Source organism: Bradyrhizobium sp. CIR18 (assembly GCF_014198295.1).
Classification (GTDB): Bacteria; Pseudomonadota; Alphaproteobacteria; order Rhizobiales; family Xanthobacteraceae; genus Bradyrhizobium.
On record NZ_JACIHF010000007.1, the window covers coordinates 243,063 to 268,535 of the forward strand.

The window sequence follows — 25,473 nt, forward strand, 5'->3', positions numbered from 1 at the left end:
CGCAAGGCCGAAAGTCGTATTGGGGCGGGTTTCACGCCGATGTTACCTTGCAGCCAAGACCTGGGTTGATCCGGCATGTCCGGACGTCTGGGGTGCGAGGAAACGCAATTCGGGGAGCGACTCAATATGTCGACAATGGCTGTGTCTCAAGCAGGCGCGGGAGGGATGACGAAGGACGAACGGTTCGTCATTCTCGCCTCCTCGCTCGGTACCGTCTTCGAGTGGTACGATTTCTACCTCTACGGCTCGCTGGCTTCGATCATCGGCGTGCAGTTCTTCTCGGATTACCCGCCAGCCACCCGCGACATCTTCGCGCTGCTGGCCTTCGCCGCCGGCTTCCTGGTGCGTCCGTTCGGCGCGATCGTGTTCGGCCGCGTCGGCGACATCGTCGGCCGCAAATACACCTTCCTCGTCACCATCCTGATCATGGGTCTGTCGACCTTCATCGTCGGCCTGCTGCCGAACGCGGCGACCATCGGCATCGCGGCTCCGATCATCCTGATCGCGCTGCGCCTCGCCCAGGGCCTGGCGCTCGGCGGTGAGTATGGCGGCGCGGCCACTTATGTCGCGGAGCATGCTCCGAACGGCAAGCGCGGCTACTACACCTCCTTCATTCAGACCACCGCGACGCTCGGCCTGTTCCTGTCGCTACTGGTGATCCTGTTCACCCGTAGCGCCCTCGGCGAGGCCGATTTCGCGAAGTGGGGCTGGCGCATCCCGTTCCTGGTCTCGGTGCTGCTGCTCGGCATCTCGGTCTGGATCCGGCTTCGCCTCAATGAATCCCCGATCTTCCAGAAGATGAAGGACGAGGGCAAGAGCTCGAAGGCGCCGCTGACCGAAGCCTTCGGCAACTGGCAGAACGGCAAGCTGGTGCTGCTCGCGCTGCTTGGCGGCGTGATGGGCCAGGGCGTCGTCTGGTACACCGGTCAGTTCTACGCGCTGTTCTTCCTGCAATCGATCCTGAAGGTCGACGGCTACACCGCCAACCTGCTGATCGCCTGGTCGCTGCTGCTCGGCACCGGCTTCTTCATCGTGTTCGGCATGCTGTCCGACAAGATCGGCCGCAAGCCGATCATCCTCGGCGGCTGTCTGATCGCGGCGCTGACCTTCTTCCCGATTTTCAAGATGATCACCACCAATGCCAACCCGGCGCTGGAAAAGGCGATCGAATCGGTCAAGGTCGACGTGGTGGCGGATCCCGCGGGTTGCGGCGACCTGTTCAACCCGGTCGGCACCCGTGTCTTCACCGCACCTTGCGACACCGCACGTGCCTACCTGTCGCAGTCGTCGGTCAAGTACTCGACCACGTCTGGCGCAGCCGGCTCGGGTGTGAAGGTCGTCGTCAATGGTAAGGAAGTGCCCTACACGAGCGCCAAGGACAGCAACCCGGCAGTGCTCGCCGCGGTGCAGGCGGCCGGCTATCCGAAGGCCGGCGATGCGGGCATCGTGAAGATGTCCCATCCGTTCGACATCTTCCGTCCGCAGGTGGCGGCGATCATCGGCCTGCTGTTCATCCTGGTGCTGTTCGTCACCATGGTGTACGGCCCGATCGCGGCGATGCTGGTCGAACTGTTCCCGACCCGCATCCGCTACACCTCGATGTCGCTACCCTACCACATTGGTAACGGCTGGTTCGGCGGCCTGCTGCCGGCGACCGCCTTTGCCATCGTGGCCTCGACGGGCGACATCTATGCCGGCCTCTGGTACCCGATCATCTTCGCCTCGATTACCGTTGTGATCGGCTTCTTCTTCCTGCCCGAGACCAAGGACGTCGACATCAAGGCGACCTGATCGAAAGCAGCGATAGGTACAACGAACCGGCCGCGGAGCGATCCGCGGCCGGTTTTGTTTGAGCACTAAAATTGCTTTATTGATTGCTGCCGACGAATTGCAGCACCACCTCGCGCCGGTGCGGGCGCTTGCGGTGCTCGATCAAATAGATCGCCTGCCATGTGCCGAGGGCAAGCCTGCCGCTCAGGACCGGGACCTGAAGCGAGGCCCCGGTCAGCATCGTCTTGATATGTGCCGGCATGTCGTCCGGTCCTTCGGTGTCGTGGGTCCACCCGGCATTCTCCGGCGCCAGCCGGGACAGCGCCGTGGTGAGATCGACCAGCACGGACGGATCGGCGTTCTCCTGGATCGTCAGCGAGGCCGAGGTATGGCGGATGAACAGCGTCAGCGCGCCGTCGCGCGCGTGAACCTCGGCGATGAATTTTGCAGCCTCGCTCGTCAGATCGGTGAAGCCGTGACCCGATGTCTGCACGGTCAGCAATGACGATGCGATGGTGTCGGCTTGCACCGACGATGGCGCCGAGCGGGTGACTGATCTGGTTGATGTCATGAAGGGTCTCGACTAATCGAATACTGCCGTAGGGTGGGCAAAGGCGCAAAGCGCCGTGCCCACGTCTTTTCTTCATTGTCTTAGAAGCATGGTGGGCACGGCGTAAGAACGCCTTTGCCCACCCTACGGCACCTCAACGCACGGATGGCGCGAAGGGGTCCTCAAATCTTCCCCGACACGTCCTTCTGGACGCGGTTGGCCATGTCGATCAGCCGCCGCCAGGCCTTTTCCAGAAACGACATCACGCGGTCGACGTCCTGGTCGCTCGGCAGCGGGATCTCGATCTTGCGCTCGCCCTCGGCGGCCTTGGGCTCCGCTTTCTTCAGCGGGTCGGATTTCGGCAGCGCCTCGTCGATCTTGCCCGACACCGTCGGCCCGGCCGCGAGCTGTCCCTGCAGCCTTTCGACCTCGGCCTGGAGCCGGCCGATCTCGGCGTCGAGCGCGGTCCGTTCGTCGGGCACCGCGTAACAGGCCCAGCCGGCGCCGTTCTTGGTGCAGGTCGATACCGTCCCGGTGCGCGTGTCGAGCCGCAACACGCCCTCGGGGATGGGCGTCATGCTGTAGCGGCCGTTCTCGCTATCGGGCGCGGATTGCGCGGCCTCGAGGTCGCCGCCGATCGCCACCGCGGCGGCGAACGCCGCCAGCGCAAGCCATGATGTTGTGGATGACGTCACTGGTCTCATCGCGATCTCCGCCACGACGTGCAGGTGGCCCTCTCGCAAATTCTACACCCCGGTGAGGCGATCCGCCGCCCAAAACACGCACCCTTATCAACGATCGCGGCGGCGTGTTCGATCCCGGCAGCGTGGCGAAAGGGCGGCCGCCTTCGCCGATCCTGAGGCTTGCTGCTGCGGTGCGGCGTCACGCTGTGTGCAGCGCTGCCGTGCGCGCCAATATCATCAAATAAATCAGCTACATAACCGAAAGCGACGCAATCGTGACTTGGCTTGACTTGATTATGGGCCATCAGTATGGTCCGCGCGGCTTTTGAGGGTGGCGGGCGCAATTTCCATTCAGCCGCGGCGTTTCGGGTCTTCGTTGCATGACACAGGGCACGGGACACGGCGAGAATGGGGATCGCGATAGATCGTCCGAGGAAGCTGCGCTTTCCGAACGGCTCGGAAATCTTGATCAGCGGTTGTCCGAATTCCGGGACCGACGAATCAAGACCGAGCAACCCGCAGGTGACGGTGAGGACAGAGCGGCCAGAGCTTCGGCGATGGCGCTTGGTTTCCGGTTATCCTCCGAGTTGATCGCCGGGGTCGTTGTCGGAGCGGGGATTGGCTGGGGTTTCGACCGCTTGCTGTCGACGTCGCCTTTCGGATTTATCGTGTTCCTGTTGCTGGGCTTCGTCGCCGGCGTGGTGAATGTGGTGAGAACGGCGGGTGCGGGTCAAAACAGGCGCGGTGGGTCTTAGCCGATCCGCACCAGGACAGGAATGATCGTGCCGGCCTTGCCGGTACGGGCCGGCCCGGCCGGCAGACCGAGACCCGCCGGCATTGCCCGGCAGACCAAGAGATGCCGCGCTGATGAAAATCGACCCGATCCACCAGTTCAACATCGAGCCTCTCTTCACCCTGGGCCATATCGGCAATCACACGATCGCCTTCACCAATTCGTCGCTCTACATGCTGGTGGCGGTGGCGGTGATCTCGATCCTGATGCTCGCCAGCGGCACGCAGCTGGTTCCCGGGCGCCTGCAATCGGTCGCCGAAATCTCCTACGAATTCGTCGCCTCGACCATCCGTTCGACGGCCGGCGCGGAAGGCATGAAGTTCTTCCCGCTGATCTTCTCGCTGTTCATGTTCATCTGCGTCTCGAACCTGGTCGGCATCATCCCCTATACCTTCACGGTGTCGAGCCATCTGATCGTCACCGCGGCGCTCGCGCTTCTGGTCTTCTTCACCGTCCTGATCTACGGCGTCGCCAAGAACGGCCTGAAGTTCTTCTCGATCTTCGTACCCCACGGCGTCCCCGGCTACATCCTGCCGCTGGTGATGTTCATCGAGATCCTGTCGTTCTTCCTGCGGCCGGTCTCCCACAGCGTCCGTCTGTTCGCCAACATGCTGGCCGGCCACATCGCGCTGAAGGTGTTCGCGGGCTTCGTCGCCATGCTCGGCTTCTCGCTCGGGGCGCTGGGCTGGGTCGGCGGCGTGCTGCCGCTGGCTCTCACGGTCGCGCTGTACGCGCTCGAGATTCTGGTCGCGTTCCTGCAAGCCTATGTGTTTGCGATCCTGACCTGCATCTACCTCAACGACGCCATTCATCCGGGACACTGAGCGGTCCGGGGAATTTCCACCCACAACCCAATCTTTCTTCCAAGGAGTCTAAAATGGATCCGGCAGCAGCAAAACTTATCGGCGCGGGCATCGCATGCATCGGCATGGGCGGCGCGGGCGTCGGCGTCGGCGTGATCTTCGGCAACTACCTTGCCGCAGCCGTTCGCAACCCCTCGGCCGCTCAGGGCCAATTCGGCAACCTGATCTTCGGCTTCGCCGTGACCGAAGCGCTCGGCATTTTCTCGCTGCTGATCGCGCTGCTGCTGCTGTTCGTTCCGCTCTGAGGACGACGTTTTTCGCGCCGTTCCATCCATTGGGACGGCGCGTGTGACTGCAACAGGAGAACTCCGTGGCTGAAAGTCATGGCGGCGCAAAAGGTCCGGCGGCGGGCGCTCACACCGAGGCTGACGGTGGTCACCACGGTGGCGGTTTTCCGCCGTTCGAGAGCAGCAACTACGCTTCACAGCTGGTGTCGCTCGCGATCTTCTTCGTCCTGCTTTACGTGATCGTGTCCAAGCTCGCTCTGCCGAAGGTCGGCGGTGCGATCGAGGCGCGTCAGAACAAGATCGAGGGTGACCTCGCCGAGGCGCAGAAGCTGAAGGACCAGTCCGAGGCGGCGCTCAAGGCCTATGAAACCGAGCTCGCTTCGGCGCGCACGCGGGCACAGGCCATCGGCAACGAATCCCGCGACAAGGCGAATGCGCAGGCGGAAGCCGAGCGCAAGACGCTGGAGGAACAATTGGCGGCCAAGCTCGCCGGGGCGGAGAAGACCATCGCCTCGACCCGCGCCACCGCCATGAGCAACGTCCGCGGCATCGCGGCCGATGCGGCAGGCCAGATCGTGCAGCAGCTTACCGGCGTCGTTCCCGACGCCGCGTCGGTCAATGCCGCGGTCGATGCGTCCCTGAAAGGTTAGTCGAGATGTTCTTCGATCCTGAAACCTGGGTCGCCATCGCCTTCGTGATCCTGATGGTCGTGTTCGCCTATCTCGGGGTCTTCAAGTCGGCGATGACGGCGCTGGATCATCGTGCCGCCCGCATCAAGGCCGAGCTCGACGACGCGACGCGGCTCAAGCAGGAAGCGGCCAAGGTGCTCGCCGACTACAAGGCACGCAGCGCCACGGCCGAGCGCGAAGCTGCCGACATCATCGCCAACGCCAAGGCCGAAGCCGAGCGCATCGCGGCCGACGCCAAGGCGAAGATGGAAGACTTCGTCGCCCGCCGGACCAAGACCGCGGAGAGCAAGATCGCGCTCGCCGAGGCCCAGGCGCTCGCCGATGTCCGCGCCGCAGCCGCGGAAGCCGCCGTTCAGGCCGCCTCCACGATCCTGTCGCAGTCGGTCAAGGGCCAGGTCGCCGACGATCTGCTCGCCAAGGGCATCACCGAGGTTCGCCAGAAGCTGAACTGAGGGTTTTGCCTTCAGTAATCAAAAAGCCGGCGCGATGAGCGCCGGCTTTTTTGTTTGCGACACCGCAATCCACAAATACCGTGTCATCACCCGCGAAAGCGGGTGATCCAGTATTCCAGAGACAGCAATGAGATACGGAGAAGCCGCGGCGTACTGGATGCCCCGCCTGCGCGGAGCATGACAGCGTTCTTCGTGACGACTTGCTTACCTACTTCTTCTTCCGTCCCTTCGGCTCGGGCGACAGCGCCTGCGGGTCGAAGCCGACATAGAAGACATAGGAATCGGCGACCGCGGCGGAGGGCGTCGGATAAGCCAGATCCTCGACGATGAAGGTGAAGGGCACGCTGCCGCCCTCCGACATCTCGACCGTCGTCCGGTAAGCCTTCGAGGCGATCACTTTCTCGCCGACGCCGCCCTGCACCACCGCGACACGCAAGGGCACCTCGACGGTGGCGGGCGCGCCGGCGGGCCCGGCGATCACGCGGCCCTGGATTCCGATCCGAGCCGTGATGCCGACACTGCTGCGGGAACATTCGCGCGCCATCTTGGTGATCGAGGCCTGGAAGCGGATCTCGTTGCCGACGGCCGGCTTGCCGGCCGCCCCGACCGCGTAGGTTGATGCGCCCGCGCGCACCGTCACCTGCGGGCAATCAACCTCGTCTTCCGCCGGCTGGCCAGGCGCGGGCGCGGGCTTGGGCGGGGCCGGCTCATCCGACTTGCCGCCGAACAGGCTCTTGAAGCGGTCAGTCAAGGACTGGGCGGCCACCGGCGAAACCGCCGCGAACGACATCGACAAGACAAGCGCGATCGCCGTCCCCCGCCGCAGCACATTCCGCGATGACCGAAGCTGCTTCACCATCAAAGCCCGTACTCCAATGACAATTGTCCGGCCGATCGGGCCGGGGCATGCGGGTTATATCGTCAAAATCGGCGAACCCAAGGCAGCAAAAAGGGGGACTTGGCAGGGGACTTGGCAAGGGACTTGGCCAAAAGACTTGGGCAAGGGACTTGGCCATATGTTCGCGCGGCTCAGCCGCGGAAATCCTCATGCAGCAGGCCGAACAGCAAATGGTCCTGCCAGACCCCATTGATGCAGAGATAGCGGCGCGCCAGGCCCTCACGGGAGAAACCGCACTTCTCCAGCACCCGGATCGACGGCGCATTGGTGGGGATGCAGGCGGCCTCGACCCGGTGCAGATTGAGCTCGCCGAACAGCGTCGGCAGGAGGACCCGCAGTGCAGCTGTCATGTAGCCGCGATGGGCATGGGGTTGGCCGACCCAATAGCCGATGGTGCCGGCCTGCACGATGCCGCGCCGGACATTGGCCAGCGTGATGCCGCCGACCATGGCGCCATCAAGCTCGCGGAAGATCAGAAAGGGATAGGAACGGTCCGCGGCAATGTCCTCGGAATAGCGGCGCAGGCGGCGGCGGAAGCCGGATCGGGTGAGATCGTCAGACGGCCAGATCGGCTCCCAGGGCGTCAGATAATCGCGGCTGGTTTCGCGCAAATGCGCCCATTGCAGGAAGTCCGACATCTGCGGCGCGCGCAGCAACAGCCCGTTACCGCGCGGCGCGAGGGCGGCGGGTCCACTGGACGGCAGGCGAAAGAGGGCCATGGTGATGCTTCCCGGGGCAGCTCAGCCCGCGCGCGGCTCCTAATGCAGCCGCGCCTTGGCACGTGCCCGCGTCAATCCTTCCGCAAAAGACACCGCCGTGTCCAGACCCCTGCCACTGCCTAATGCGACAACGGCAGGCCGGCTCCGCGACAGCAGCGCACGCGCCGCGTCCCGGGTCGATTCGACGCTGACGGCGTCGATCCGGCCCACCAGCTCCTCGACCGTCTGCGGCCGGCCATAGGCCAGCACGTGGCGCGCCAGCTGCTCGGCGCGGGACGAGCAGCTCTCCAGCGCCATCAGGAGCCCTGCCTTCATCTGCGCCTTGGCCCGCGCGATCTCGGCCTCGGTCAGCGTCTCCACCGACTCATTCATGATGTCGACCACGACCTCCATCATCTCCGGCGCGTCGGCCGGATCGGTGCCGGTGTAGAGGCCGAAGAAGCCGGTGTCGGTATAGGGCGCGTGGAACGAGTAGATCGAGTAGCAGAGGCCGCGCTTCTCGCGCACCTCCTGGAACAGGCGCGACGACATTCCGCCGCCGAGGATGTTGGTGAAGACCTGGAGCGAGAACAGCGACAGATCGCTCTGCGGCACGCCTTCCAGCGCCAGCGTCAGATGCGCCTGCTCCAACTCGCGATGCACCACCTTGGCGCCGCCCTTGCCGAACTGAGCGGTTTGCGGCTTCGGGCCCGGCGTCCCCTCGAAACTCGCAAAGCGCTTCTCGACCTCGGCAACGACTTGGCTGTGATCGACCGCGCCTGCGGCCGCCACCACCATGTCGGGCCCGCGATAATGCGTCGAGAGGTAGCCGCGCAGCATGTCACGGTTGAAGGCGCGCAGCGTCTTGGCCGTGCCGAGCAGCGAGCGGCCCATCGGCTGATCGGGATAGCAGAGCTCGTTGAGATGCTCGAACACGACGTCATCGGGCGTATCCTGCGCGGCACCGATCTCCTGCACGATGACGTTCTTCTCGCGCTCCAGCTCGTCGGGCTCGAAGGCGGGATTGGCGAGGATGTCGGCGAGCACGTCGAGCGCGAGCGGCACGTCGGCCTTGAGCACCCGCGCGTAATAGGACGTGGTCTCGGTCGAGGTGCCGGCATTGAGGTCGCCGCCGACCGCCTCGATCTCCTCGACGATCTCGCGCGAGGAGCGCTTCGTCGTGCCCTTGAACGCCATGTGCTCGAGCAGATGCGAGATGCCGTGCTCGTTCGGCTTCTCGTCGCGTCCGCCGACGCCGGCCCAGACGCCGAGCGCCGCGGTCTCGAGATGGGGCATCTTGTCGGTGACGACGGTCAGGCCGGAGGCAAGCTTGGAAATCTCGACGCTCATCCGGCAACTCCCTGCTTTGCGGCGCGGCTGACCGACAGCACGAACCGCTCGACCTCGGCCTGATCGTTCTTCATCACCTTCATGTGTTCGGATTTGGTCATCAATCCGTCGAGCCAGGCCGGCAGTTGCGGCCGCTGGCCGCAGGCCGCTTCGACGGCGTCGGGGAATTTGGCCGGATGCGCGGTGGAGAGCACGATGCTTGGCACCCTCGTGTCGGTGGTGTCGCGATCGGCGACGGCGAGCGCCACCGCCGTATGGGGATCGACCAGCTCGCCTGCCTCCCGCCAGCCGGCGCGGATCGCAGCCGCGGTCTCGGTCTCGTCAGCGCGGCCGGCGTCGAACTCCTCGCGGATCGCGGCCAGCGTTGCGTCCGGCAGCACGAAACGTCCTGACTGCTTCAGCGAATCCATCAGGCGGCGCACGCCGGCTGCATCGCGCTTGCCGGCCTCGAACAGCAGCCGTTCGAAATTCGAGGAGATCTGGATGTCCATCGACGGCGACGCCGTCGCGTGCACCTCGCGCACCTCATAGATCCCCGTCTTCAGCGTGCGCGCCAGGATGTCGTTGACGTTGGCGGCGATGCGCAGGGTCCGCACCGGCAGCCCCATGCGCTTGGCGACGTAGCCGGCGAAGATGTCGCCGAAATTGCCGGTCGGCACGACGAAATCCACCGCGCGCGCCGGCGCACCGACGGCGACGGCGGAGGTGAAATAGTAGACCACCTGGGCGACGATGCGCGCCCAGTTGATGGAGTTGACGCCGGAGAGCGAGGTCGCATCGCGGAAGCGATGGTTGTTGAACATCCCCTTCACGAGCGCCTGGCAGTCGTCGAAATTGCCCTCGATGGCGAGCGCATGGACATTGGCCGCGCCCGTCGACGTCATCATCCGCCGCTGCACCTCGGAGATGCGGCCGTGCGGGAACAGCACGATGAGATCCACGTTCTCGAGGCCGGCGAAGGCTTCGACCGCAGCGCCGCCGGTATCGCCTGAGGTGGCGACCACGATGGTGGTGCGCTGGCCGCGCTTGGCGAGCACATGGTCCATCAGCCGCGAGATCAGCTGCATCGCCACGTCCTTGAAGGCGAGCGTCGGGCCGTGAAACAGCTCCAGCACGAACTGGTGCGGCGACATCTGGCGCAGCGGCACCACCGCCGGATGGCGGAAGGTGGCATAGGCCTCGTTCGCCATGCGGCCAAGTTCGGCGTCCGAAATCTCGCCGCCGGCGAACGGACGGATCACGTCGACCGCGACCTCCCAATAGGGGCGGCCGAAGAAGCCGGCGATGGTTTCAGTGGAGAGCTGGGGCCAAATGGTCGGCACATACAGGCCGCCGTCGCGCGCAAGCCCGGTCAGCATCACGTCGCAGAAGCCGAGTTCGGGGGCCTCGCCCCGGGTCGAGATATAACGAGTCAAACTGCCCTCCAAAGGCCGACCGGGCTTACGCCCGCTCGTTAAGCCTTTGATTTTACGAAATTACTTGTTAACAGCCAGAGGCTTTGCGCCACCATAAAGTGTTTTGCAGCATCAGGAAACCGCTTCCCGCCGGCACCCCTGCCCAGCAAAAAGGGCTGCGGCGATGCCGCAGCCCTCTCTTGGAAGGTCTGTCGTTGATATGTGCAGACCGGTTTGCCTCTGGGGTCGCCGCCCCCGCTGAAACTTGTCCGGCAACCTTTCGCCGTCAGTCACGAAATCGTCAAGGGCGAAAACGACGAGCGCGGGAAGATGTTCCTATTTTTCCCGACATGCCCAAGCTTTTGCGAGCGCGCTCCAGCCAATCGTCGCGAAGAATTGCCATTTTATCCCGACAATTGCAGGGATCCGGAACGAATGCCACCTCGACCCATTGTGTCCGCGGATGGGTGTCGGCTGTGTCCATGCATTGCCCGGCTGCACGCCGGCACTAATCCGTCTCGCCGAACCGGCTGCATCCTGGAGCAGCCGGTTCGGTGCCGGGGCCCCGGACCGTCAATTCATCCCGATTTCAACCGCGATCCTGATCAGGTCGGAATGATTCTTAGCTCCCAGCTTCTGCTTGAGCAGGGACGTGGTGTTGGCGACGGTCTTGTAGGAGATGCCGAGCGCCTCGGCGACTTCCACGATCTTGTCGCCGCGTCCGAGCAGGCGGAGAATTTCGAGCTCCCGCGGCGTCATCTGCGAGGCCGGGTTGGCCTTGATCGCCGCGCCGGAAAACGTCACGGCTTCCGCGAGTTGCGGTGAGATGTAATTGTCGCCCGCGACCACCTTGCGCACCGCTTTCAGCAGGATCCTGGGATCATCGCCCTTGGAGACATAGCCCTGCGCCCCAAGCTCGACCGCCCGCACCACGAAGGCCGGATCGTCATTCATGCTGAACATGATGATCTTGGCGTCGGGATCGTCCTTGCGGATGCGTCGCATCAGCTCGAAGCCGGAGACATCGGGCAGGCTGATGTCGATCACGGTGACGTCGGGCCGCTTGCTGACATAGGCGCGATGGCCGGATTTGGCGTCGGTCGCCTCGTCGATACGGATCGAATGGTCCGAAGCGAACAGGGTACGGCAACCGGACAGCACCACGGGGTGGTCATCGACAATCAGGACCCTAGTCGCCGGCTTGGCGGTATCTTGCATCGCGCACTCTCTTGTTTTTCGACTCATAGACCGGCGGGAACAAATGGAAAGAGTAAATCCCGCCGATGCGCGTTAGAATTGACCTAATGTGGCAACGACTCTCGTTCAGAACGCAACTGTTTCTTCCACTTGGGGCGAGCTTTCTCGCAGCGCTGATCCTTGGCGGCGTGCTGCTCCAGATCTTCGCGGCCGGTCAGCTCGCCGACGAGAACGAGCCCGCACGACGTTCGACCCGGACGATCGCGGCCGCACTCAACAACACTCTGCGCGCGTCGGACGACCCGCGGAAGACGCTTGACGCCTTTGTTCAATCCTTGACCACCTCCTCGGACATCCAATTCCGTTCCGCGGAAGCCCCTCCTGCGGAGCCACCAAAGGACGGCCTGCACAAGCTGCAAGGGGTTCCGCAGTGGTTTGTCAACCTGCTCACGGTACCGGACATGGACGCCGCAACCCCGGTGCTGATCGATGGCAGACGTGTCGGCGATATCGTGTTCCTGCCGGACCTGTCGGCCGACCTGTTCGAGAAGTGGATCGGCTTCCTGGCGCTGACCGGCCTCGTCGCCGTGCTGACCGTGCTCACCGGAATCATCGCTTACGTCTTCGCGGGATCGGCAATGCGTCCCCTGCAGCATCTCGGCCAAGGCCTCACACGGATGCGGCGCGGCGACTACGCAAAGCCGATCCCGGTCGGAGGGCCGCCGGAGATCCGGCAGAGCTGTGCGGAAGCAAATGCGCTGGCTGCGACGCTGGCGCAATTGAGCCAGGACAATCGCGATCTGATGCACCGCCTGGTGTCGCTCCAGGACGACGAGCGTCGTGACCTCGCCCGCGAATTGCACGACGAACTCGGACCGCTGCTGTTCAGCATCCGCGCCGGCACGATCGCGTTGGTCGACGCCTCGCCGCAGGTGGGAAATCTCGGCAAATCAGCCCAGGATGTGCTGCAATCGGTCGAGGCGCTCCAGCAGACCAACCGCCGCATCCTCGATCGGTTGCGGCCGCTCTACATTCAGGAGCTTGGCCTTTCGACCAGCGTGCAGACGCTGCTCCAGAACTTTCGCAAGCAGGCACCACATATCGTCCTGACGGACACGATCGATCCGGGTCTCAACGGCATCGGCGGGCCGTTGGCCCAGACCGTCTATCGCGTGATCCAGGAGGCGCTGACCAACGTGCTGCGCCACGCCAAGGCCGGCAACGCCCATGTCCAGGCGACCGTCACCGGCGAGGCGCTCATCATCGATATCTCCGACGACGGCGACGGCTTTCCCGAGGGCAACGTTTTCGGCCGCGGCCTGACCGGCATGCATGAACGCGTGCGCGCGCTCAGCGGATCGCTGTCACTGTTGCGCGTGGATGGGCGAACTTATGTACGCTGCCGGCTTCCGACCGAGCCGGCACGCCAGGCGCCGGTCCAGCCAATTGGATGAGCTGACCTTGTCGGAGACCCGCTGCGCACTTTGCGCCAACGCGGCCCTTCGGGTCCGCATCATGCCCTAACAGGCGCAGCCATGATGCGCGTCCTGTTGCGCCGGCTCGCACAGCGTGCTGCGGATCTTGCCTTCCGGGCTGAAGCGAAACGAGGCATGAATGCGTAGCGCGCCGGCGACGGAATATTCGACATCGACGCCATGGGGCGCGGGATGGATCTCTTCCAGCCCGAAACCCGCCAACGAGAAGGCACTGAGGCGCGGCTGCCAATAGGCCTCGAGCTCGCTGCGGCCGCGATAGCGTTGCGCGCCGTTGCACGTGCATTCGACCTGGGCGTCGTCCGCATAGAGGTCGAGCAACGTCGAGAGGTCGCCCTTCCGGCAGGCGTCCACCCAATCGACGACAATTCCCATCTGGTCGAAATCGCTCACGCCGCAATCCCTGTCTGCCGCGGAAACTCACCGGCGGCTTAGGACCACACTCGTGAATGTGCGCTGAATAATAAACCCCGGACGATACCGGGTTCCCTCGGGGTATCTACCGTCGAGCTCAGCTCTGCCGCCGCCCTCTTGCCCACACCGCGAAGGCGATCAGCACGGCGCCTGCGAGCAGGAACCAGGTGATGGCGTATTGCAGGTGATTGTCCTTCAGATGCACGTCGAGCGGCCCCGGGCGCGGGATGCCGTTCTCGGGCACCGGTTGCTCGAGGTCGACATAGAACGGCGCAACCGCGCCCCAGCCGAGCGCGCTTGCGATGGCCGGATGATCGCGCACGAACCAGAGCCGCTTGTCGCGGTTCTCCGCCGGCGTCAGCCAGCCTGGCGGCTCGGGAAAGCGCAGGTAACCGGTGAGCGCGACCGGCTGCCCGGTGACGAGCTTCTTCACCGCGCGATCCTCGACGCTGCGGTCCTGCATCGTGTTCTCGACGAAGCCCGCATCGATCACGACCGTCTCGCCGCTGGGAAGCCGCGCCGGCAGGAACGCCCAGGTGCCGGGGCCGGAGGCGTCCTTGCGCACCGCCGAGCCCGAGGAATAGATCATCGCATCCGGCAGGGCTGCGTAGGTCGCGGTGAAGCTGACGCGGCGGAATTCGTCGCGCGCGGGATCGAGTGCAGCCCATTGCGAAGATGGCGGCAGCGCGATGGGCACCTCTGCAAGGCGCTCGGTGAGCGCCGCGACCAGCGCGTGCTTGGCGGTCCGGCGCTGCAATTGCCAGAGGCCGAGCGCGATGAAGACGGCCGTGAGGAACAGCGTGAACAGCGCGAAGCCGGCCACGCGAGGCTTGCGCGCAGGCTGATTCATTTCGCGCGGTCGACCAACCGGCCCGGCGCCGCCTTGTGGTGGAATTGCAGCGCGATCAGCAGCGACTTCATCGCACGCAGCGGCAACAATGTGGTGGCCAGGATCAGCGGCAACCACAGCGCCGCATGCAGCCAGTATGGCGGCTGGTATTTGACCTCGACGATGAGCGCAGCCGCCACCACGATCCCACCGGCCAGCATGATGATGAAGATCGCCGGCCCGTCGCCGGTATCGATGAAGGCATAGTCGAGACCGCAGCGGTCGCAGGCAGGCGCGAGCGTCAGGAAGCCCGCATAAAGCTTGCCCTGGCCGCAGCGCGGGCATCGGCAGGCAAGCCCGCGCAGCGCGCTTTGCAGGACGGTGGTTTCAGGCACGGACGGGCCGGTGGTGTCGTTCATGATCGCGGACTCTATCACAGTTCCGCCGGAGCTCCGGCGGCCTGAAAGCGAAAGGGCGGCCTTGCGGGCCGCCCTTGTTGATGATCTGCCGCGCGGGCTCAGTGCGCGCCGTGGGCCATGGTCTCGGCGCCGTGTCCCCAGACGTAGATGCAGAGGAACAGGAACAGCCAGACCACGTCGACGAAGTGCCAGTACCAGGCGGCGAACTCGAACCCGAGGTGCTGCGTCGGCGTGAAGTGGCCGGCATAGGCGCGGAACAGGCACACCAGCAGGAAGATGGTGCCGACCAGCACGTGGAAGCCGTGGAAGCCGGTCGCCATGAAGAAGGTCGCGCCATAGACGTTGCCGCCGAACGAGAACGCCGCATGGCTGTACTCATAGGCCTGCACGCAGGTGAAGAGCGCACCGAGCACGACGGTGAGGATCAGGCCGTATTTCAGGCCCTGGCGGTCGTTCTCGAGCAGCGCATGGTGCGCCCAGGTCACGGTGGTGCCCGACGTCAGCAGGATCAGCGTGTTGAGGAGCGGCAGGTGCCAGGGATCGAAGGTCTCGATGCCCTTCGGCGGCCAGGTGCCGGGGACGGCGCAGGCGCCGGCCTGGGTGCCGAGGCCGCAGCCGAACACGGCATCGCGGGTGGCGTGGACGGCGTCGGCCGGAAACAGCGCGGCGTTGAAATAGGCCCAGAACCATGCCACGAAGAACATCACCTCGGAGGCGATGAACAGGATCATGCCGTAGCGGTGATGCAGCTGCACGACGCGGGTGTGGTCGCCCTTGTACTGGGCTTCCTTGATCACGTCGCCCCACCAGCTCGCCATGGTGTAGAGCACGCCCACGGTGCCGACGCCGAACACGATCGGCGCGGCCGAGAACATGTGATGCATCCAGGCGATCGCGCCGACCGCCATGATGAAGGCCGAGAGCGAACCGACGGCCGGCCAGGGCGAGGGATCGACCAGGTGATAGTCGTGATGCTTGGTGTGCGCCGTAGCCATTTCGGTCTCTCTCCTCAATCCCGTGCCTGTCAGGCACTTATCCCCTTGTTTCCAACCGCCTGAGCGCGAGCCCGGCGATCAAAGATTTCCCTTGCGCTTGTCGCCTTCGCCCGATGCCAGCGGCTTCACCACGGGATCCTTCACCGGATAGAAGGTGTAGGACAGCGTGATCGTGTTCAGCCCGTCGTTCTCGTGATCGTCAGCGATCGACGGATCGACGTAGAAGACAACAGGCATCTCGCGCTTCTCGCCGGGCGCCATGGTCTGCTCGGTGAAGCAGAAGCAGTTGATCTTCTGGAAATAGGAGCCGACCGTCAGCGGCGCGACATTGTAGGCGGCCTGCGCGGCCGTGGTGCGCGCGGCCTGGTTGGTCACGGTGTAGAAGACGGTCACGACCTGGCCGATATTGACCTCGATCTCGCTCTGCTCCGGCTCGAACTTCCAGGGCAGGCCGGGCGCGACGTTGGAATCGAAGCGCACCGAGATTTTCCGCGCGATCGGGCCGGTGGCCGGCGCGGAGGTCGCGACCTGGGTCGTGCCGTTGAAGCCGGTGGCGCGGCAGAACCAGTTGTAGAACGGCACCGCCGCGTAGGAGGCACCGACCATCAGCGCGACCACACCGCCGCAGATAGAAGCAACCACCACATCGCGGCCCAGCCCGCGGCCCTTGGTCGGCTCACGCTTGGCCGGCTTGGCGCTGACATCCTGCGATATGGTGGGATCGTGATCCATGTTTCCTACATCGGCCGCACGAGGACTGCCGGCCCCTTGACCATGGTGACGGCGAAGAACAGCACCACGAGCACGCCGAGCGCGAGCGCGATCGCAATCGAACGCTGACGACGGCTCTTCTTCTGCGCCTCGGTGAGGACGATTCCATCTGGCTCCGGTTTGTCGACCATCCCTGCGATCATGCGCCCCCTACCAGCGGAGCAACTGCCCGGAACATGACCTCGGCCAGCAGGGTCGCGAACAGCACGAACAGATAGAGGATCGAGAAGGCGAACAGCTTGCGGGTCGCGCGCAGCGACGCAGCTCGCTCGCGGCGCAGATAGACGTTGATCGCGAGCACCAGCATGCCGGCGCCAAGGATCAGCGAGACGATGCCGTAGATCGCGTCGAAATAGCCGAGCGCCCAGGGCGCGGCGGCGACCGCGATCAGCACGATGGTGTAGAGCAGGATCTGGAGCCGCGTCGCGTCGGGGCCGGCGACATTGGGCAGCATCGGAATGCCGGCGCGCGCGTAATCGTCGGAGCGGAACAGCGCCAGCGCCCAGAAGTGCGGCGGGGTCCAGAAAAAGATGATGGCGAACAGCAGCAGCGGCTCGACGTCGACCGTGCCGGTCACCGCAGCCCAGGCCACCACCGGCGGCAGCGCGCCGGCGGCGCCGCCGATCACGATGTTCTGCGCGGTCCAGCGCTTCAGCCACATCGTGTAGATGACGACGTAGAAGAAGATGGTGAAGGCGAGCAGCGCGCCCGCGATCCAGTTGACGAGGATGCCGAGCGTCATCACCGAGAAGAAGGACAGCGTCAGGCCGAACGCCATGGCTTCAGGGCGGGTGATGCGGCCGCGCGGAATCGGCCGGTTCGCCGTGCGCGACATCTTGGAGTCGATATCGCCTTCCAGCGCCATGTTGAGCGCGCCGGAGGCGCCGGCGCCGACGGCGATGCAGAGCAGCGAGGTGATGGCCAGCACCCAGTGGAAATGCCCGGGCGCCATCGCCATCCCGACCAGCGCGGTGAAGATCACCAGCGACATCACCCGCGGCTTCAAGAGCGCGATGTAGTCGCCGACCTCCGCCTCGGAGATGCGGGGATTGATGTCGATGGCGTTGTGGTCGAGGACGGACACTTAATTCAACTCGCTTCGTTATAGAGCCGCGGCGCCCGTCACGGGCGCCGCGGGAGATCGATCACTGCACGCGGGGCAGCACTTCGAACTGGTGGAAGGGCGGCGGCGAGGGCAAGGTCCACTCCAGCGTGGTCGCACCTGCACCCCACGGATTGTCGCCAGCCGGCACCTTCTTCATGAAGGCGTCGAGCACGCAGTAGAGGAAGATCAGCACGCCGAAGCCGGAGATGTAGGAGCCGACCGACGAGACCAGGTTCCAGCCCGCGAACGCGTCGGGATAGTCGACATAGCGGCGCGGCATGCCCGACAGGCCGAGGAAGTGCTGCGGGAAGAACACCAGGTTGACGCCGATGAAGGTGACCCAGAAGTGCGCCTTCGCGAGCGTCTCGCTGTACATGTAGCCCGACATCTTCGGGAACCAGTAGTACCAGCCGGCGAAGATTCCGAACACCGCGCCGAGCGACAGCACGTAGTGGAAGTGGGCGACGACGTAATAGGTCTCCTGCAGCACGCGGTCGACGCCGGCATTCGCCAGCACGACGCCGGTGACGCCGCCGACCGTGAACAGGAAGATGAAGCCCACCGCCCAGATCATCGGGGCCCGGAATTCGATCGAGCCGCCCCACATCGTGGCGATCCACGAGAAGATCTTCACGCCGGTCGGAACCGCGATCACCATCGTCGCGGCGACGAAATAGGCCTGCGTCGCGCTGGACATGCCGACCGTGTACATGTGGTGCGCCCACACCACGAAGCCGATGCCGCCGATCGCGACCATGGCGTAGGCCATGCCGAGATAGCCGAACACGGGCTTGCGCGAGAAGGTGGAGATGATCTGGCTGACCATGCCGAAAGCCGGCAGGATCAGGATGTACACTTCGGGGTGGCCGAAGAACCAGAACAGATGCTGGAACAGCACGGGGTCGCCGCCGCCTTCGGGGTTGAAGAACGTCGTGTGGAAGTTGCGGTCGGTGAGCAGCATGGTGATCGCACCGGCAAGCACCGGCAGCGACAACAGCAGCAGGAACACCGTCACCAGGATCGACCACACGAACAGCGGCATCTTGTGCAGGGTCATGCCCGGCGCGCGCATGTTGAAGATCGTGGTGATGAAGTTGATGGCGCCGAGGATCGAGGAGGCGCCCGCCAGATGCAGCGACAGGATCGCGAAGTCGACGGCCGGGCCCGGATGGCCCGAGCTCGACAGCGGCACGTACATGGTCCAGCCGGCGCCGACGCCGTTGGCACCCGGCTCGCCCTCGACGAAGGTCGACATCAGGAGCAGGGCGAAGGAGGCCGGCAGCAGCCAGAACGAGATGTTGTTCATGCGCGGGAACGCCATGTCGGGCGCGCCGATCATCAGCGGCACGAACCAGTTGCCGAAGCCGCCGATCATCGCGGGCATGACCATGAAGAAGATCATGATCAGGCCGTGAGAGGTCACGAACACGTTATAGGTGTGCGTCTCGTGGAAGATCTGCACGCCCGGATACATCAGCTCGGCACGGATCGCGATCGACATCGCGGCGCCGATGACGCCGGCGATGACCGCGAAGATCAGGTACATCGTGCCGATGTCCTTGTGGTTGGTCGAATAGACGTAGCGGCGCCATCCGGTCGGATGGGCATGCTCGTCATGTCCGTGGGCGTGATCGCCGTGTGCCGCTGCGCTCGTTGCCATTTTCAAATCCTGCCTTGCGTCCCAATCGGACCTCTGGAGGTCCCGCCCTTATGTCGCTTTCAGTCCCTTAGAGCCGTCACCCGACGCTTACTGCGTCGGGCCGGCCGCGGAGGCGTAGGTGCTGGTGCCGCCGCTCGCAAATTTCTTCTTTGCCGTCTCGACCCAGGAGGCGAACTCCTGGTCATTCACGACGCGAATCGCGATCGGCATGAAGGCGTGGTCCTTGCCGCAGAGCTCCGAGCACTGGCCGTAGAACATGCCGGTCTTGGTCGCCTTGAACCAGGTTTCGTTCAGCCGGCCCGGAATGGCGTCGATCTTGACGCCGAAAGCCGGCAGCGCGAAGGCGTGGATGACGTCGGCGCCGGTGACCTGGACACGAATCACCTTGTTGACGGGCACCACCATCTCGTTGTCGACGCCGAGCAGGCGGGGCTGCTTGTCCTGCGCCATCAGCGAGTCGAACTCGAACTTACCGTTGTCCGGGTAGGCATAGGACCAGTACCACTGCTTGCCGGTCGCCTTGATGGTGATATCCGCCTTCGGCACGTCGAGCTCGAGGAACAGAAGCCGGAACGACGGCACCGAGATGCCGACGAGGATCAGCACCGGAACCAGCGTCCAGGCCACCTCGATCAGCGTGTTGTGGGTGGTCCGCGACGGCACCGGATTGGCCCGCGCGTTGAACTTGACGACCACGACCACGAGCAGCGCCAGGACGAACAGCGTGATCAGCGTGATCAGCACGAACAGGAAGTTGTGGAACCAGACGATGTTGTCCATCACCGGCGAGCCGGACTCCTGAAGCGTCCATTCCCAGGGCTTCGGTTGCCCGAGCTCGGCAAATGCCGCACCGCCCGTCGCCAGCGTCAGACCCGCCACGGCCAATCCCAGCAAGTGCCGGCCCACCGGGCCCATCGACATCCTCATGCCGTTCGCGCTCCCCTTACGAAATCACCCCAAGTGCGCTCCCCCTGTTTGCGGGAAACGCTTATTCGATCCGCCCGCCTGACAAACCGCCGCGCAAGAATACCTCTAAGAGGAATTGGGGCCAGATCGCTAGAACGCCGAAATCAAGCCTCTCAAACCATAATTTTTGATCTATCGCAATGCAGTCTTGAGCCCCGTCTGCCAGCGATCACCCGCAAGATATTTCCTAGTAAGATCAGACAAAAATACCGTTTGCCGGGATGCTGCCGCTTGACAGCGGAATTGCCCGCGGTAGGCACTGACAGATGGCCGCGCAGGAACCTGATTCGTGCGGGCGGCGGCGGCGCGAGGCGGCGTGGAATTTGCTTGGGAATCGCCTTCAAGGCGCCGTCATTCCCGTATCAGTCCGCCAGATTAGTCCGCCAAGCGCGAGCGAGGAAGGCGAGCAGAGGGACCGACCCGATGGGGCTTTCGAAATCGATGGCAGGGCTGGCTATGGCAAGGCTGGCTAGAAGGCAGATGACCCGCCTTTCGGCGCTGGCCAGCCTGCTGGCCGCGCTCGTCCTTCTGGCACTCCCCGGCCTCGCCCATGCGCAGGGCGCAGTCCGCTCCGTCCATGGCGACTGGCAGATCCGCTGCGACACCCCACCGGGCGCCCAGACCGAGCAATGCGCCCTGATCCAGAGCGTGGTAGCCGAAGACCGCTCCAATGCCGGCCTGACCGTCATCGTGCTGAAGACCGCCGACCAGAAGAGCCGCCTGATGCGCGTGGTCGCGCCGCTCGGTGTCCTGCTGCCCTCCGGTCTCGGCCTCAAGCTCGACAACCAGGACGTCGGCCGCGCCGGCTTCGTCCGTTGCCTGCCCAATGGCTGCGTCGCCGAGGTCGTCATGGACGACAAGCTGCTCGGCCAGCTCCGCACCGCCAAGACCGCCACCTTCATCATCTTCGAGACCCCGGAAGAGGGCATCGGCTTCCCTCTCAGCCTGAACGGGCTCGGCGAGGGCTATGACAAGCTGCCTTAGGGCTACGCCCTGTCCACGCGATAAAGCTCCGTGTCGCACCAGCCGCAGCGATAGATGCGGCCTCTGCCGGCCACTGGCCCGACCAGCGCCTTTCGCCGACATGTCGCACAGAGGATGCCGTCAACGGTGTCACAGGCCGGGTGAGCCGCGACATAGGCCTCGCGCGTGGGATAGGATGTCCAGCGGCGTCGGTAGACGAACTGATTGAAGATCAGGACCAAAGCCAGCGCGGCGAAGCCGATGATCAGGCCGTGATACTGATCCCAGAACACTGTCAGGGAATTCCACATGCTCTGTCTGCGGCTCCGACTCCGGGTTCGCCGTTGATTGCCCGAAAAGCCTGAAAGCCGGCTTAAGCCCGAGCCGCACCTATCGTTTTCGTAATGTCACGGTCCGGCCCTCGCGGAACTGGCGGGAAACCATTATCTTGCCCTACATCTTCCGCTAATGGACGGACGCATGACAAATCCTGCCACGACCTCCCTGCTCGACCGCGCCAATCTCGACCGCGACCAGGTTCGCCACGAGGTCGCGCGCGGGCTTTCCGGTGCCGACGATGGTGAGCTGTTCCTGGAGTACAGCCAGACTGAAGCGCTGATGTTCGACAATGGGCGGCTGAAGCAGGCGACCTACGACACCTCGCAAGGGTTTGGCTTACGCGCGGTCAAGGATGATGCGGTCGGCTACGCCCACTCCTCCGACGTCTCGCTGCCGGCGCTGATTCGTGCCGCCGACGCAGTCGCGGCCGTACGCGGCGGCTATTCCGGCAGCTTCGCCGCGCCGCCGGCGCACACCAATGTGCGCCTTTACGGCGATGACAACCCGCTCGATGCCCCGGGCTTCGAGACCAAGGTAAAACTGCTCGCCGAGATCGACGCTTATCTGCGCGACAAGGATCCGCGGGTGCGGCAGGTCAGCGTCAGCCTGGGTGCGACCTGGCAGGTCGTCGAGATTCTGCGGCCCGACGGCGAGAGCTATCGCGACATCCGCCCGCTCGTGCGCGTGAACATTTCCGTCGTTGCCGGCCAGGGCGACCGCCAGGAGAGCGGCAGCAAGGGTTATGGCGGCCGCGCCGGCTATGCCGAATTCATCGAGAGCAAGAACTGGCGCGATGCGGCCGACGGCGCGTTGCGCGAGGCCTTGGTCAATCTGGAATCGATCCCCGCCCCCGCCGGCGAAATGGACGTCGTGTTAGGGGCCGGCTGGCCCGGCGTGATGCTGCATGAAGCGGTCGGCCACGGCCTCGAAGGCGACTTCAACCGCAAGAAGACGTCGGCATTTGCCGGCCTGATGGGCCAGCAGGTCGCGGCCAAGGGCGTCACGGTGGTCGATGACGGCACCATGGCCTCGCGCCGCGGCTCGCTGTCGATCGACGACGAGGGCACGCCGACCAATCGCACCGTGCTGATCGAGGACGGTGTCCTGGTCGGCTACATGCAGGACCGCCAGAACGCGCGGCTGATGAACATGAAACCGACCGGCAACGGCCGTCGCCAGGGCTATGCCCATGTGCCGATGCCGCGCATGACCAACACCTACATGCTCGCGGGCGACCGCGATCCGGCGGAGATCCTCGCTTCGGTGAAGAACGGCGTCTTCGCTGCGAATTTCGGCGGCGGCCAGGTGGACATCACCTCGGGCAAGTACGTGTTCCAGTGCACCGAGGCCTACAAGATCGAGAACGGCAAGCTGGGCGCGCCGCTGAAGGGCGCCATGCTGATCGGCAACGGGCCGACCGACCTGCATCGCATCCGCATGATCGGCAACGACCTTGCGCTCGATACCGGCATCGGCACCTGCGGCAAGAATGGACAGGGCGTGCCTGTCGGCGTCGGCCAGCCGTCGCTGCTGATGGAGCGCATCACGGTGGGTGGAACGGGCGCATGAGCGTGGAAGAAAAGGTCACCGTCACCCCCAAGCGGAAGAGCAGCGGCTGGGGCGGGCAGATCGTTCAGCTCGCCGGCATCGTCGCAGCCGTCTTCATCGCCAAGGGCGCGCTTGCCGAGCCCTTCTACGTGCCGTCGGGCTCGATGGAGCCGACGCTGCTGATCGGTGATGCACTGCTCGCCTCGAAATTCCCCTACGGCTACGGCACCTCGTCGCTGCCGATCCAGATCAGCCTGCCCGAGAGCGGCCGCGTCTTCGCGGAGACGCCGAAGCAGGGCGACGTCGTCGTATTCCGCTGGCCTGGCGATCGCTCGCAGGCCTGGGTCAAGCGCGTCGTCGGTCTGCCCGGCGATCGCATCCAGATGCGGCAGGGCCAGCTCTTCATCAACGACCGCCCCGCCGAGCTCAAGCCGGACGGCGTTGGCGCGGCCGAGGACGACAATGGCGGCAGCGAGCCCGCCTATCGCTATGTCGAGACGTTGCCGAATGGCGTCTCGCATTTGATCTTCAAGATGCGCGACAACGGTCCGCTCGACAATTCGCCGGAAGTGACGGTGCCGGCCGGCCACCTCTTCGTGCTCGGCGACAACCGCGACAATTCCGCCGACAGCCGCGTGCCGCTGCGGTCCGGCGGCGTCGGACTGTTGCCGATCGACAATCTGATCGGCCGTGCCGATGCAGTGCTCGGCTCCTGGGATCTCGGCATACGCGGCCAGCCGGTTTACACTTGGCTCTCCGGCTTCCGGCTCGGCCGGTTCTTCACCGCCGTGCATTGATCGCGTAGATCCTGCGGTGGGCAAAGCGGAAGCGTGCCCACCTCTTCTGTCGCAATCTGGAGAGCCCTAACCTGCGACTCCTGATGATCCGCGACGAATTCCTCGCATTGGCGCTCCGCAATCCGCTCAACGTCGCGATCACCGACGCGCTCGTGCAGCTCGCGCTGCCGGATGCGTGGCTGGTTGCAGGTTGCCTGGTGCAGACGGCGTGGAACGGGCTCACGGGCCGCCCGATCGGTCACGGCATTGCCGATTACGACGTGTTCTATTTCGATCCCGATACCTCCTGGGAAGCCGAGGACGCGGTGATCCGTACGCTGCATGCGCGGCTTGGACATCTCGGCGCCAAGATCGAGATCCGCAACCAGGCGCGCGTCCATCTCTGGTACCCTGCCAAGCATGGCCTGCCCTATCCGCCGTTGACACGTTCGACTGACGGTATCGACCGCTTCCTCACGCAGAACACGCAATTCGGAGTGAGATGCGCGGGCGGAGATTTCGACGTCTATGCGCCCCACGGGTTCGACGACGTCGCGGGGTTGATCGTGCGGCCCAATCGAGCGCTGAACTTCTCCATCGCCAATTACGAAGCGAAGGCCGCGCGATGGAAGGCGCTGTGGCCCGAGCTCACGGTGATCGTGGCAGAGTGAGATGCCGTAGGGTGGGCAAAGCGAAGCGTGCCCACGCGCCTGTCGCCGCATCTCAGAGATCGTGGGCACGGCGCAAGGGCGCCTTTGCCCACCCTACGGCATCTACGCTCGCAATGATTGCGGTGAGAGCTGCTGATCGCGCGGCCAATCCGGGACCGAATTTTTCCGCGGCGAATTACGCGGTGAAGGCCGCTGTGGCCGGAGCTCACGGTGATCGTGGCAGAGTAAGATGCCGTAGGTGGGCAAAGCGGAGCGTGCCCACGCGCCTGCGCCGTATCTCAGAGATCGTGGGCACGGCGCAAGGGCGCCTTTGCCCACCCTACGGCACCTTGCCTACCGCACCACGCCCGACGTGAATCCCGCCTTCCTTCGCGGCGGCTTGATTTCCTTTTTCAGGAAGCAGCGCGCCTCGCGTCCGGTGTAACCGGGGCGGGCATAGGTGAAGGCGCGGCATTTGTTATCGGCGGTGCAGGCGGCCTTGCAGGCCTCTTCGCCCTCGCCGTCCTTCAGCTCGAAATTGCGCAGATCACCACCGGGGCGGTCGATCGACGTCTCCACGCCCTCGACCCGCGGCTCGATCACGCCGGCGCCGCGCACACCCGAGATGCAGCAACTTCCCGGCACCCGCGCCGGCACGGTGTTCTTCAGCCAGCACACCGCCGCGCCGCCCTCGACGTCGGGATAGCTGAAGCTCCACGAGCGGCAGCGGCGGTCGCGCTCGCACAGCAGCGCGCAATCCTCGGGATCGCCCGAGGCGACCGGCGTGCTGAAATAGTCGCCGCCGGGCCGGTCGAACGCAGTCTGGGCGCGCGCCGGCACGCTCACGCATGCGAGCGAAAGCAGCGCGGCGCATGCCACAGCGCTTGCCAGGACTTTTGCCAAGACCTTTGCCATGACGGCGCCGGACAGGCGGCCCTTCCCCATCAGAACAGCTTTCGAGTTATTGACGACGTTCAGGTT

General features: G+C 64.7%; 29 protein-coding genes. 11 read left to right on the forward strand and 18 right to left on the reverse strand.

Translation table 11 applies throughout. From position 1 onward, the window contains the following. The first annotated feature begins 165 nt into the window (after positions 1–165). Positions 166–1,791 (forward strand): MFS transporter, encoded by a 1,626-nt coding sequence (locus GGD65_RS23175; RefSeq protein WP_018316335.1) that lies wholly within the window; start codon positions 166–168, stop codon positions 1,789–1,791. 76 nt (positions 1,792–1,867) lie between these two features. On the opposite strand, the gene GGD65_RS23180 is transcribed toward GGD65_RS23175, so the two are convergent. Then, complete coding sequence (locus tag GGD65_RS23180) at positions 1,868–2,341, reverse strand: secondary thiamine-phosphate synthase enzyme YjbQ (protein ID WP_018316336.1); 474 nt, start codon at positions 2,339–2,341, stop codon at positions 1,868–1,870. Between the two features lie 161 nt (positions 2,342–2,502). Further along, positions 2,503–3,024, reverse strand: a complete 522-nt coding sequence (locus GGD65_RS23185; protein ID WP_183236718.1) for a hypothetical protein — start codon at positions 3,022–3,024, stop codon at positions 2,503–2,505. A 359-nt stretch (positions 3,025–3,383) separates the two neighbouring features. Here GGD65_RS23185 and GGD65_RS23190 point away from each other — a divergent pair, with 359 nt between their 5' ends. From GGD65_RS23190 to GGD65_RS23210, 5 genes are all read left to right on the forward strand, one after another. Continuing rightward, positions 3,384–3,758 carry an AtpZ/AtpI family protein gene (locus tag GGD65_RS23190; protein ID WP_018316338.1) on the forward strand — a complete coding sequence of 125 codons (375 nt, stop codon included), beginning with the start codon at positions 3,384–3,386 and terminating at the stop codon, positions 3,756–3,758. 112 nt (positions 3,759–3,870) lie between these two features. Next, a complete protein-coding gene (locus GGD65_RS23195) occupies positions 3,871–4,620 on the forward strand; it encodes a F0F1 ATP synthase subunit A (RefSeq protein ID WP_018316339.1) in 750 nt (249 codons plus the stop codon). Between the two features lie 53 nt (positions 4,621–4,673). Next, positions 4,674–4,904 carry a F0F1 ATP synthase subunit C gene (locus tag GGD65_RS23200; RefSeq protein ID WP_007599451.1) on the forward strand — a complete coding sequence of 77 codons (231 nt, stop codon included), beginning with the start codon at positions 4,674–4,676 and terminating at the stop codon, positions 4,902–4,904. Positions 4,905–4,969: 65 nt separating this feature from the next. After that, positions 4,970–5,536: a F0F1 ATP synthase subunit B' gene (locus GGD65_RS23205; RefSeq protein ID WP_018316340.1), complete on the forward strand. Its 567-nt coding sequence runs from the start codon at positions 4,970–4,972 to the stop codon at positions 5,534–5,536. A 5-nt stretch (positions 5,537–5,541) separates the two neighbouring features. Beyond that, positions 5,542–6,027: a F0F1 ATP synthase subunit B gene (locus tag GGD65_RS23210; protein WP_018316341.1), complete on the forward strand. Its 486-nt coding sequence runs from the start codon at positions 5,542–5,544 to the stop codon at positions 6,025–6,027. A 208-nt stretch (positions 6,028–6,235) separates the two neighbouring features. On the opposite strand, the gene GGD65_RS23215 is transcribed toward GGD65_RS23210, so the two are convergent. The 5 genes from GGD65_RS23215 to GGD65_RS23235 form a co-directional block, all read right to left on the reverse strand. Beyond that, positions 6,236–6,886 (reverse strand): hypothetical protein, encoded by a 651-nt coding sequence (locus GGD65_RS23215; protein WP_018316342.1) that lies wholly within the window; start codon positions 6,884–6,886, stop codon positions 6,236–6,238. Positions 6,887–7,056: 170 nt separating this feature from the next. Beyond that, a complete protein-coding gene (locus tag GGD65_RS23220; RefSeq protein ID WP_018316343.1) occupies positions 7,057–7,644 on the reverse strand; it encodes a GNAT family N-acetyltransferase in 588 nt (195 codons plus the stop codon). A 39-nt stretch (positions 7,645–7,683) separates the two neighbouring features. Further along, complete coding sequence (locus GGD65_RS23225; protein ID WP_179731967.1) at positions 7,684–8,973, reverse strand: pitrilysin family protein; 1,290 nt, start codon at positions 8,971–8,973, stop codon at positions 7,684–7,686. Continuing rightward, entirely contained in the window at positions 8,970–10,388 is a 1,419-nt protein-coding gene (thrC, locus tag GGD65_RS23230; protein WP_183236719.1) for a threonine synthase, read from the reverse strand. The genes GGD65_RS23225 and thrC overlap by 4 nt, the downstream gene beginning before the upstream one ends. A 552-nt stretch (positions 10,389–10,940) precedes the next feature. After that, on the reverse strand, positions 10,941–11,585 hold the full coding sequence (locus tag GGD65_RS23235) for a response regulator transcription factor (protein WP_179731971.1): 645 nt from the start codon (positions 11,583–11,585) through the stop codon (positions 10,941–10,943). A gap of 86 nt (positions 11,586–11,671) precedes the next feature. Between GGD65_RS23235 and GGD65_RS23240 the strand changes: the two genes are divergently transcribed. Beyond that, positions 11,672–13,018, forward strand: coding sequence for an ATP-binding protein (locus tag GGD65_RS23240; protein WP_183236720.1), 1,347 nt, complete (start codon positions 11,672–11,674; stop codon positions 13,016–13,018). Positions 13,019–13,084: 66 nt separating this feature from the next. Here GGD65_RS23240 and GGD65_RS23245 read toward each other — a convergent pair whose 3' ends face one another. The 9 genes from GGD65_RS23245 to coxB form a co-directional block, all read right to left on the reverse strand. Then, a complete protein-coding gene (locus GGD65_RS23245) occupies positions 13,085–13,450 on the reverse strand; it encodes a nuclear transport factor 2 family protein (RefSeq protein ID WP_092255821.1) in 366 nt (121 codons plus the stop codon). Between the two features lie 118 nt (positions 13,451–13,568). Then, positions 13,569–14,321 carry an SURF1 family protein gene (locus GGD65_RS23250; RefSeq protein WP_183236721.1) on the reverse strand — a complete coding sequence of 251 codons (753 nt, stop codon included), beginning with the start codon at positions 14,319–14,321 and terminating at the stop codon, positions 13,569–13,571. Then, positions 14,318–14,719 (reverse strand): DUF983 domain-containing protein, encoded by a 402-nt coding sequence (locus GGD65_RS23255; protein ID WP_183236722.1) that lies wholly within the window; start codon positions 14,717–14,719, stop codon positions 14,318–14,320. The genes GGD65_RS23250 and GGD65_RS23255 overlap by 4 nt, the downstream gene beginning before the upstream one ends. Positions 14,720–14,817: 98 nt before the next feature. After that, the gene (locus GGD65_RS23260) at positions 14,818–15,714 is read right to left on the reverse strand and encodes a cytochrome c oxidase subunit 3 (RefSeq protein WP_092255826.1); all 897 of its coding nucleotides are present in this window, start codon (positions 15,712–15,714) and stop codon (positions 14,818–14,820) included. Between the two features lie 78 nt (positions 15,715–15,792). Continuing rightward, positions 15,793–16,446, reverse strand: a complete 654-nt coding sequence (locus GGD65_RS23265) for a cytochrome c oxidase assembly protein (RefSeq protein ID WP_018316352.1) — start codon at positions 16,444–16,446, stop codon at positions 15,793–15,795. A gap of 5 nt (positions 16,447–16,451) precedes the next feature. Beyond that, a complete protein-coding gene (locus GGD65_RS23270; protein ID WP_018316353.1) occupies positions 16,452–16,628 on the reverse strand; it encodes a hypothetical protein in 177 nt (58 codons plus the stop codon). Beyond that, positions 16,625–17,569, reverse strand: coding sequence for a heme o synthase (locus tag GGD65_RS23275; protein ID WP_183236723.1), 945 nt, complete (start codon positions 17,567–17,569; stop codon positions 16,625–16,627). The genes GGD65_RS23270 and GGD65_RS23275 overlap by 4 nt, the downstream gene beginning before the upstream one ends. Positions 17,570–17,630: 61 nt before the next feature. Further along, a complete protein-coding gene (gene ctaD / locus GGD65_RS23280) occupies positions 17,631–19,250 on the reverse strand; it encodes a cytochrome c oxidase subunit I (RefSeq protein ID WP_018316355.1) in 1,620 nt (539 codons plus the stop codon). 87 nt (positions 19,251–19,337) lie between these two features. After that, entirely contained in the window at positions 19,338–20,177 is an 840-nt protein-coding gene (gene coxB / locus GGD65_RS23285) for a cytochrome c oxidase subunit II (protein ID WP_018316356.1), read from the reverse strand. 480 nt (positions 20,178–20,657) lie between these two features. Here coxB and GGD65_RS23290 point away from each other — a divergent pair, with 480 nt between their 5' ends. After that, a complete protein-coding gene (locus GGD65_RS23290; RefSeq protein WP_409362757.1) occupies positions 20,658–21,200 on the forward strand; it encodes an invasion associated locus B family protein in 543 nt (180 codons plus the stop codon). Between the two features lie 2 nt (positions 21,201–21,202). Here GGD65_RS23290 and GGD65_RS23295 read toward each other — a convergent pair whose 3' ends face one another. Then, the gene (locus GGD65_RS23295; RefSeq protein ID WP_018316358.1) at positions 21,203–21,490 is read right to left on the reverse strand and encodes a hypothetical protein; all 288 of its coding nucleotides are present in this window, start codon (positions 21,488–21,490) and stop codon (positions 21,203–21,205) included. Positions 21,491–21,659: 169 nt separating this feature from the next. Between GGD65_RS23295 and tldD the strand changes: the two genes are divergently transcribed. The 3 genes from tldD to GGD65_RS23310 all read left to right on the forward strand — a co-directional run bounded on the left by tldD (position 21,660) and on the right by GGD65_RS23310 (position 24,513). Further along, positions 21,660–23,087, forward strand: coding sequence for a metalloprotease TldD (tldD, locus tag GGD65_RS23300; RefSeq protein WP_026201654.1), 1,428 nt, complete (start codon positions 21,660–21,662; stop codon positions 23,085–23,087). Further along, entirely contained in the window at positions 23,084–23,863 is a 780-nt protein-coding gene (gene lepB / locus GGD65_RS23305) for a signal peptidase I (RefSeq protein ID WP_018316360.1), read from the forward strand. Before tldD ends, lepB begins: the two co-directional genes overlap by 4 nt. A gap of 83 nt (positions 23,864–23,946) precedes the next feature. Further along, a complete protein-coding gene (locus GGD65_RS23310) occupies positions 23,947–24,513 on the forward strand; it encodes a nucleotidyltransferase family protein (RefSeq protein WP_183236725.1) in 567 nt (188 codons plus the stop codon). Between the two features lie 333 nt (positions 24,514–24,846). Here the strand turns inward: GGD65_RS23310 and GGD65_RS23315 are convergent, their stop codons facing one another. After that, positions 24,847–25,437 carry a PAN domain-containing protein gene (locus GGD65_RS23315; protein WP_018316361.1) on the reverse strand — a complete coding sequence of 197 codons (591 nt, stop codon included), beginning with the start codon at positions 25,435–25,437 and terminating at the stop codon, positions 24,847–24,849. Positions 25,438–25,473 lie beyond the last annotated feature (36 nt).

Excerpts from the sequence above, each read along its gene's own strand:
- GGD65_RS23175 (WP_018316335.1), top strand. The coding sequence starts at position 166 with ATGACGAAGGACGAACGGTTCGTCATTCTCGCCTCCTCGCTCGGTACC.
- GGD65_RS23180 (WP_018316336.1), bottom strand. The coding sequence starts at position 2,341 with ATGACATCAACCAGATCAGTCACCCGCTCGGCGCCATCGTCGGTGCAA.
- GGD65_RS23185 (WP_183236718.1), bottom strand. The coding sequence starts at position 3,024 with ATGAGACCAGTGACGTCATCCACAACATCATGGCTTGCGCTGGCGGCG.
- GGD65_RS23190 (WP_018316338.1), top strand. The coding sequence starts at position 3,384 with ATGACACAGGGCACGGGACACGGCGAGAATGGGGATCGCGATAGATCG.
- GGD65_RS23195 (WP_018316339.1), top strand. The coding sequence starts at position 3,871 with ATGAAAATCGACCCGATCCACCAGTTCAACATCGAGCCTCTCTTCACC.
- GGD65_RS23200 (WP_007599451.1), top strand. The coding sequence starts at position 4,674 with ATGGATCCGGCAGCAGCAAAACTTATCGGCGCGGGCATCGCATGCATC.
- GGD65_RS23210 (WP_018316341.1), top strand. The coding sequence starts at position 5,542 with ATGTTCTTCGATCCTGAAACCTGGGTCGCCATCGCCTTCGTGATCCTG.
- GGD65_RS23215 (WP_018316342.1), bottom strand. The coding sequence starts at position 6,886 with ATGGTGAAGCAGCTTCGGTCATCGCGGAATGTGCTGCGGCGGGGGACG.
- GGD65_RS23220 (WP_018316343.1), bottom strand. The coding sequence starts at position 7,644 with ATGGCCCTCTTTCGCCTGCCGTCCAGTGGACCCGCCGCCCTCGCGCCG.
- GGD65_RS23225 (WP_179731967.1), bottom strand. The coding sequence starts at position 8,973 with ATGAGCGTCGAGATTTCCAAGCTTGCCTCCGGCCTGACCGTCGTCACC.
- GGD65_RS23235 (WP_179731971.1), bottom strand. The coding sequence starts at position 11,585 with ATGCAAGATACCGCCAAGCCGGCGACTAGGGTCCTGATTGTCGATGAC.
- GGD65_RS23240 (WP_183236720.1), top strand. The coding sequence starts at position 11,672 with ATGTGGCAACGACTCTCGTTCAGAACGCAACTGTTTCTTCCACTTGGG.
- GGD65_RS23250 (WP_183236721.1), bottom strand. The coding sequence starts at position 14,321 with ATGAATCAGCCTGCGCGCAAGCCTCGCGTGGCCGGCTTCGCGCTGTTC.
- GGD65_RS23255 (WP_183236722.1), bottom strand. The coding sequence starts at position 14,719 with ATGAACGACACCACCGGCCCGTCCGTGCCTGAAACCACCGTCCTGCAA.
- GGD65_RS23260 (WP_092255826.1), bottom strand. The coding sequence starts at position 15,714 with ATGGCTACGGCGCACACCAAGCATCACGACTATCACCTGGTCGATCCC.
- GGD65_RS23265 (WP_018316352.1), bottom strand. The coding sequence starts at position 16,446 with ATGGATCACGATCCCACCATATCGCAGGATGTCAGCGCCAAGCCGGCC.
- GGD65_RS23270 (WP_018316353.1), bottom strand. The coding sequence starts at position 16,628 with ATGATCGCAGGGATGGTCGACAAACCGGAGCCAGATGGAATCGTCCTC.
- ctaD (WP_018316355.1), bottom strand. The coding sequence starts at position 19,250 with ATGGCAACGAGCGCAGCGGCACACGGCGATCACGCCCACGGACATGAC.
- coxB (WP_018316356.1), bottom strand. The coding sequence starts at position 20,177 with ATGAGGATGTCGATGGGCCCGGTGGGCCGGCACTTGCTGGGATTGGCC.
- GGD65_RS23290 (WP_409362757.1), top strand. The coding sequence starts at position 20,658 with ATGGCAGGGCTGGCTATGGCAAGGCTGGCTAGAAGGCAGATGACCCGC.
- GGD65_RS23295 (WP_018316358.1), bottom strand. The coding sequence starts at position 21,490 with ATGTGGAATTCCCTGACAGTGTTCTGGGATCAGTATCACGGCCTGATC.
- tldD (WP_026201654.1), top strand. The coding sequence starts at position 21,660 with ATGACAAATCCTGCCACGACCTCCCTGCTCGACCGCGCCAATCTCGAC.
- lepB (WP_018316360.1), top strand. The coding sequence starts at position 23,084 with ATGAGCGTGGAAGAAAAGGTCACCGTCACCCCCAAGCGGAAGAGCAGC.
- GGD65_RS23310 (WP_183236725.1), top strand. The coding sequence starts at position 23,947 with ATGATCCGCGACGAATTCCTCGCATTGGCGCTCCGCAATCCGCTCAAC.
- GGD65_RS23315 (WP_018316361.1), bottom strand. The coding sequence starts at position 25,437 with ATGGGGAAGGGCCGCCTGTCCGGCGCCGTCATGGCAAAGGTCTTGGCA.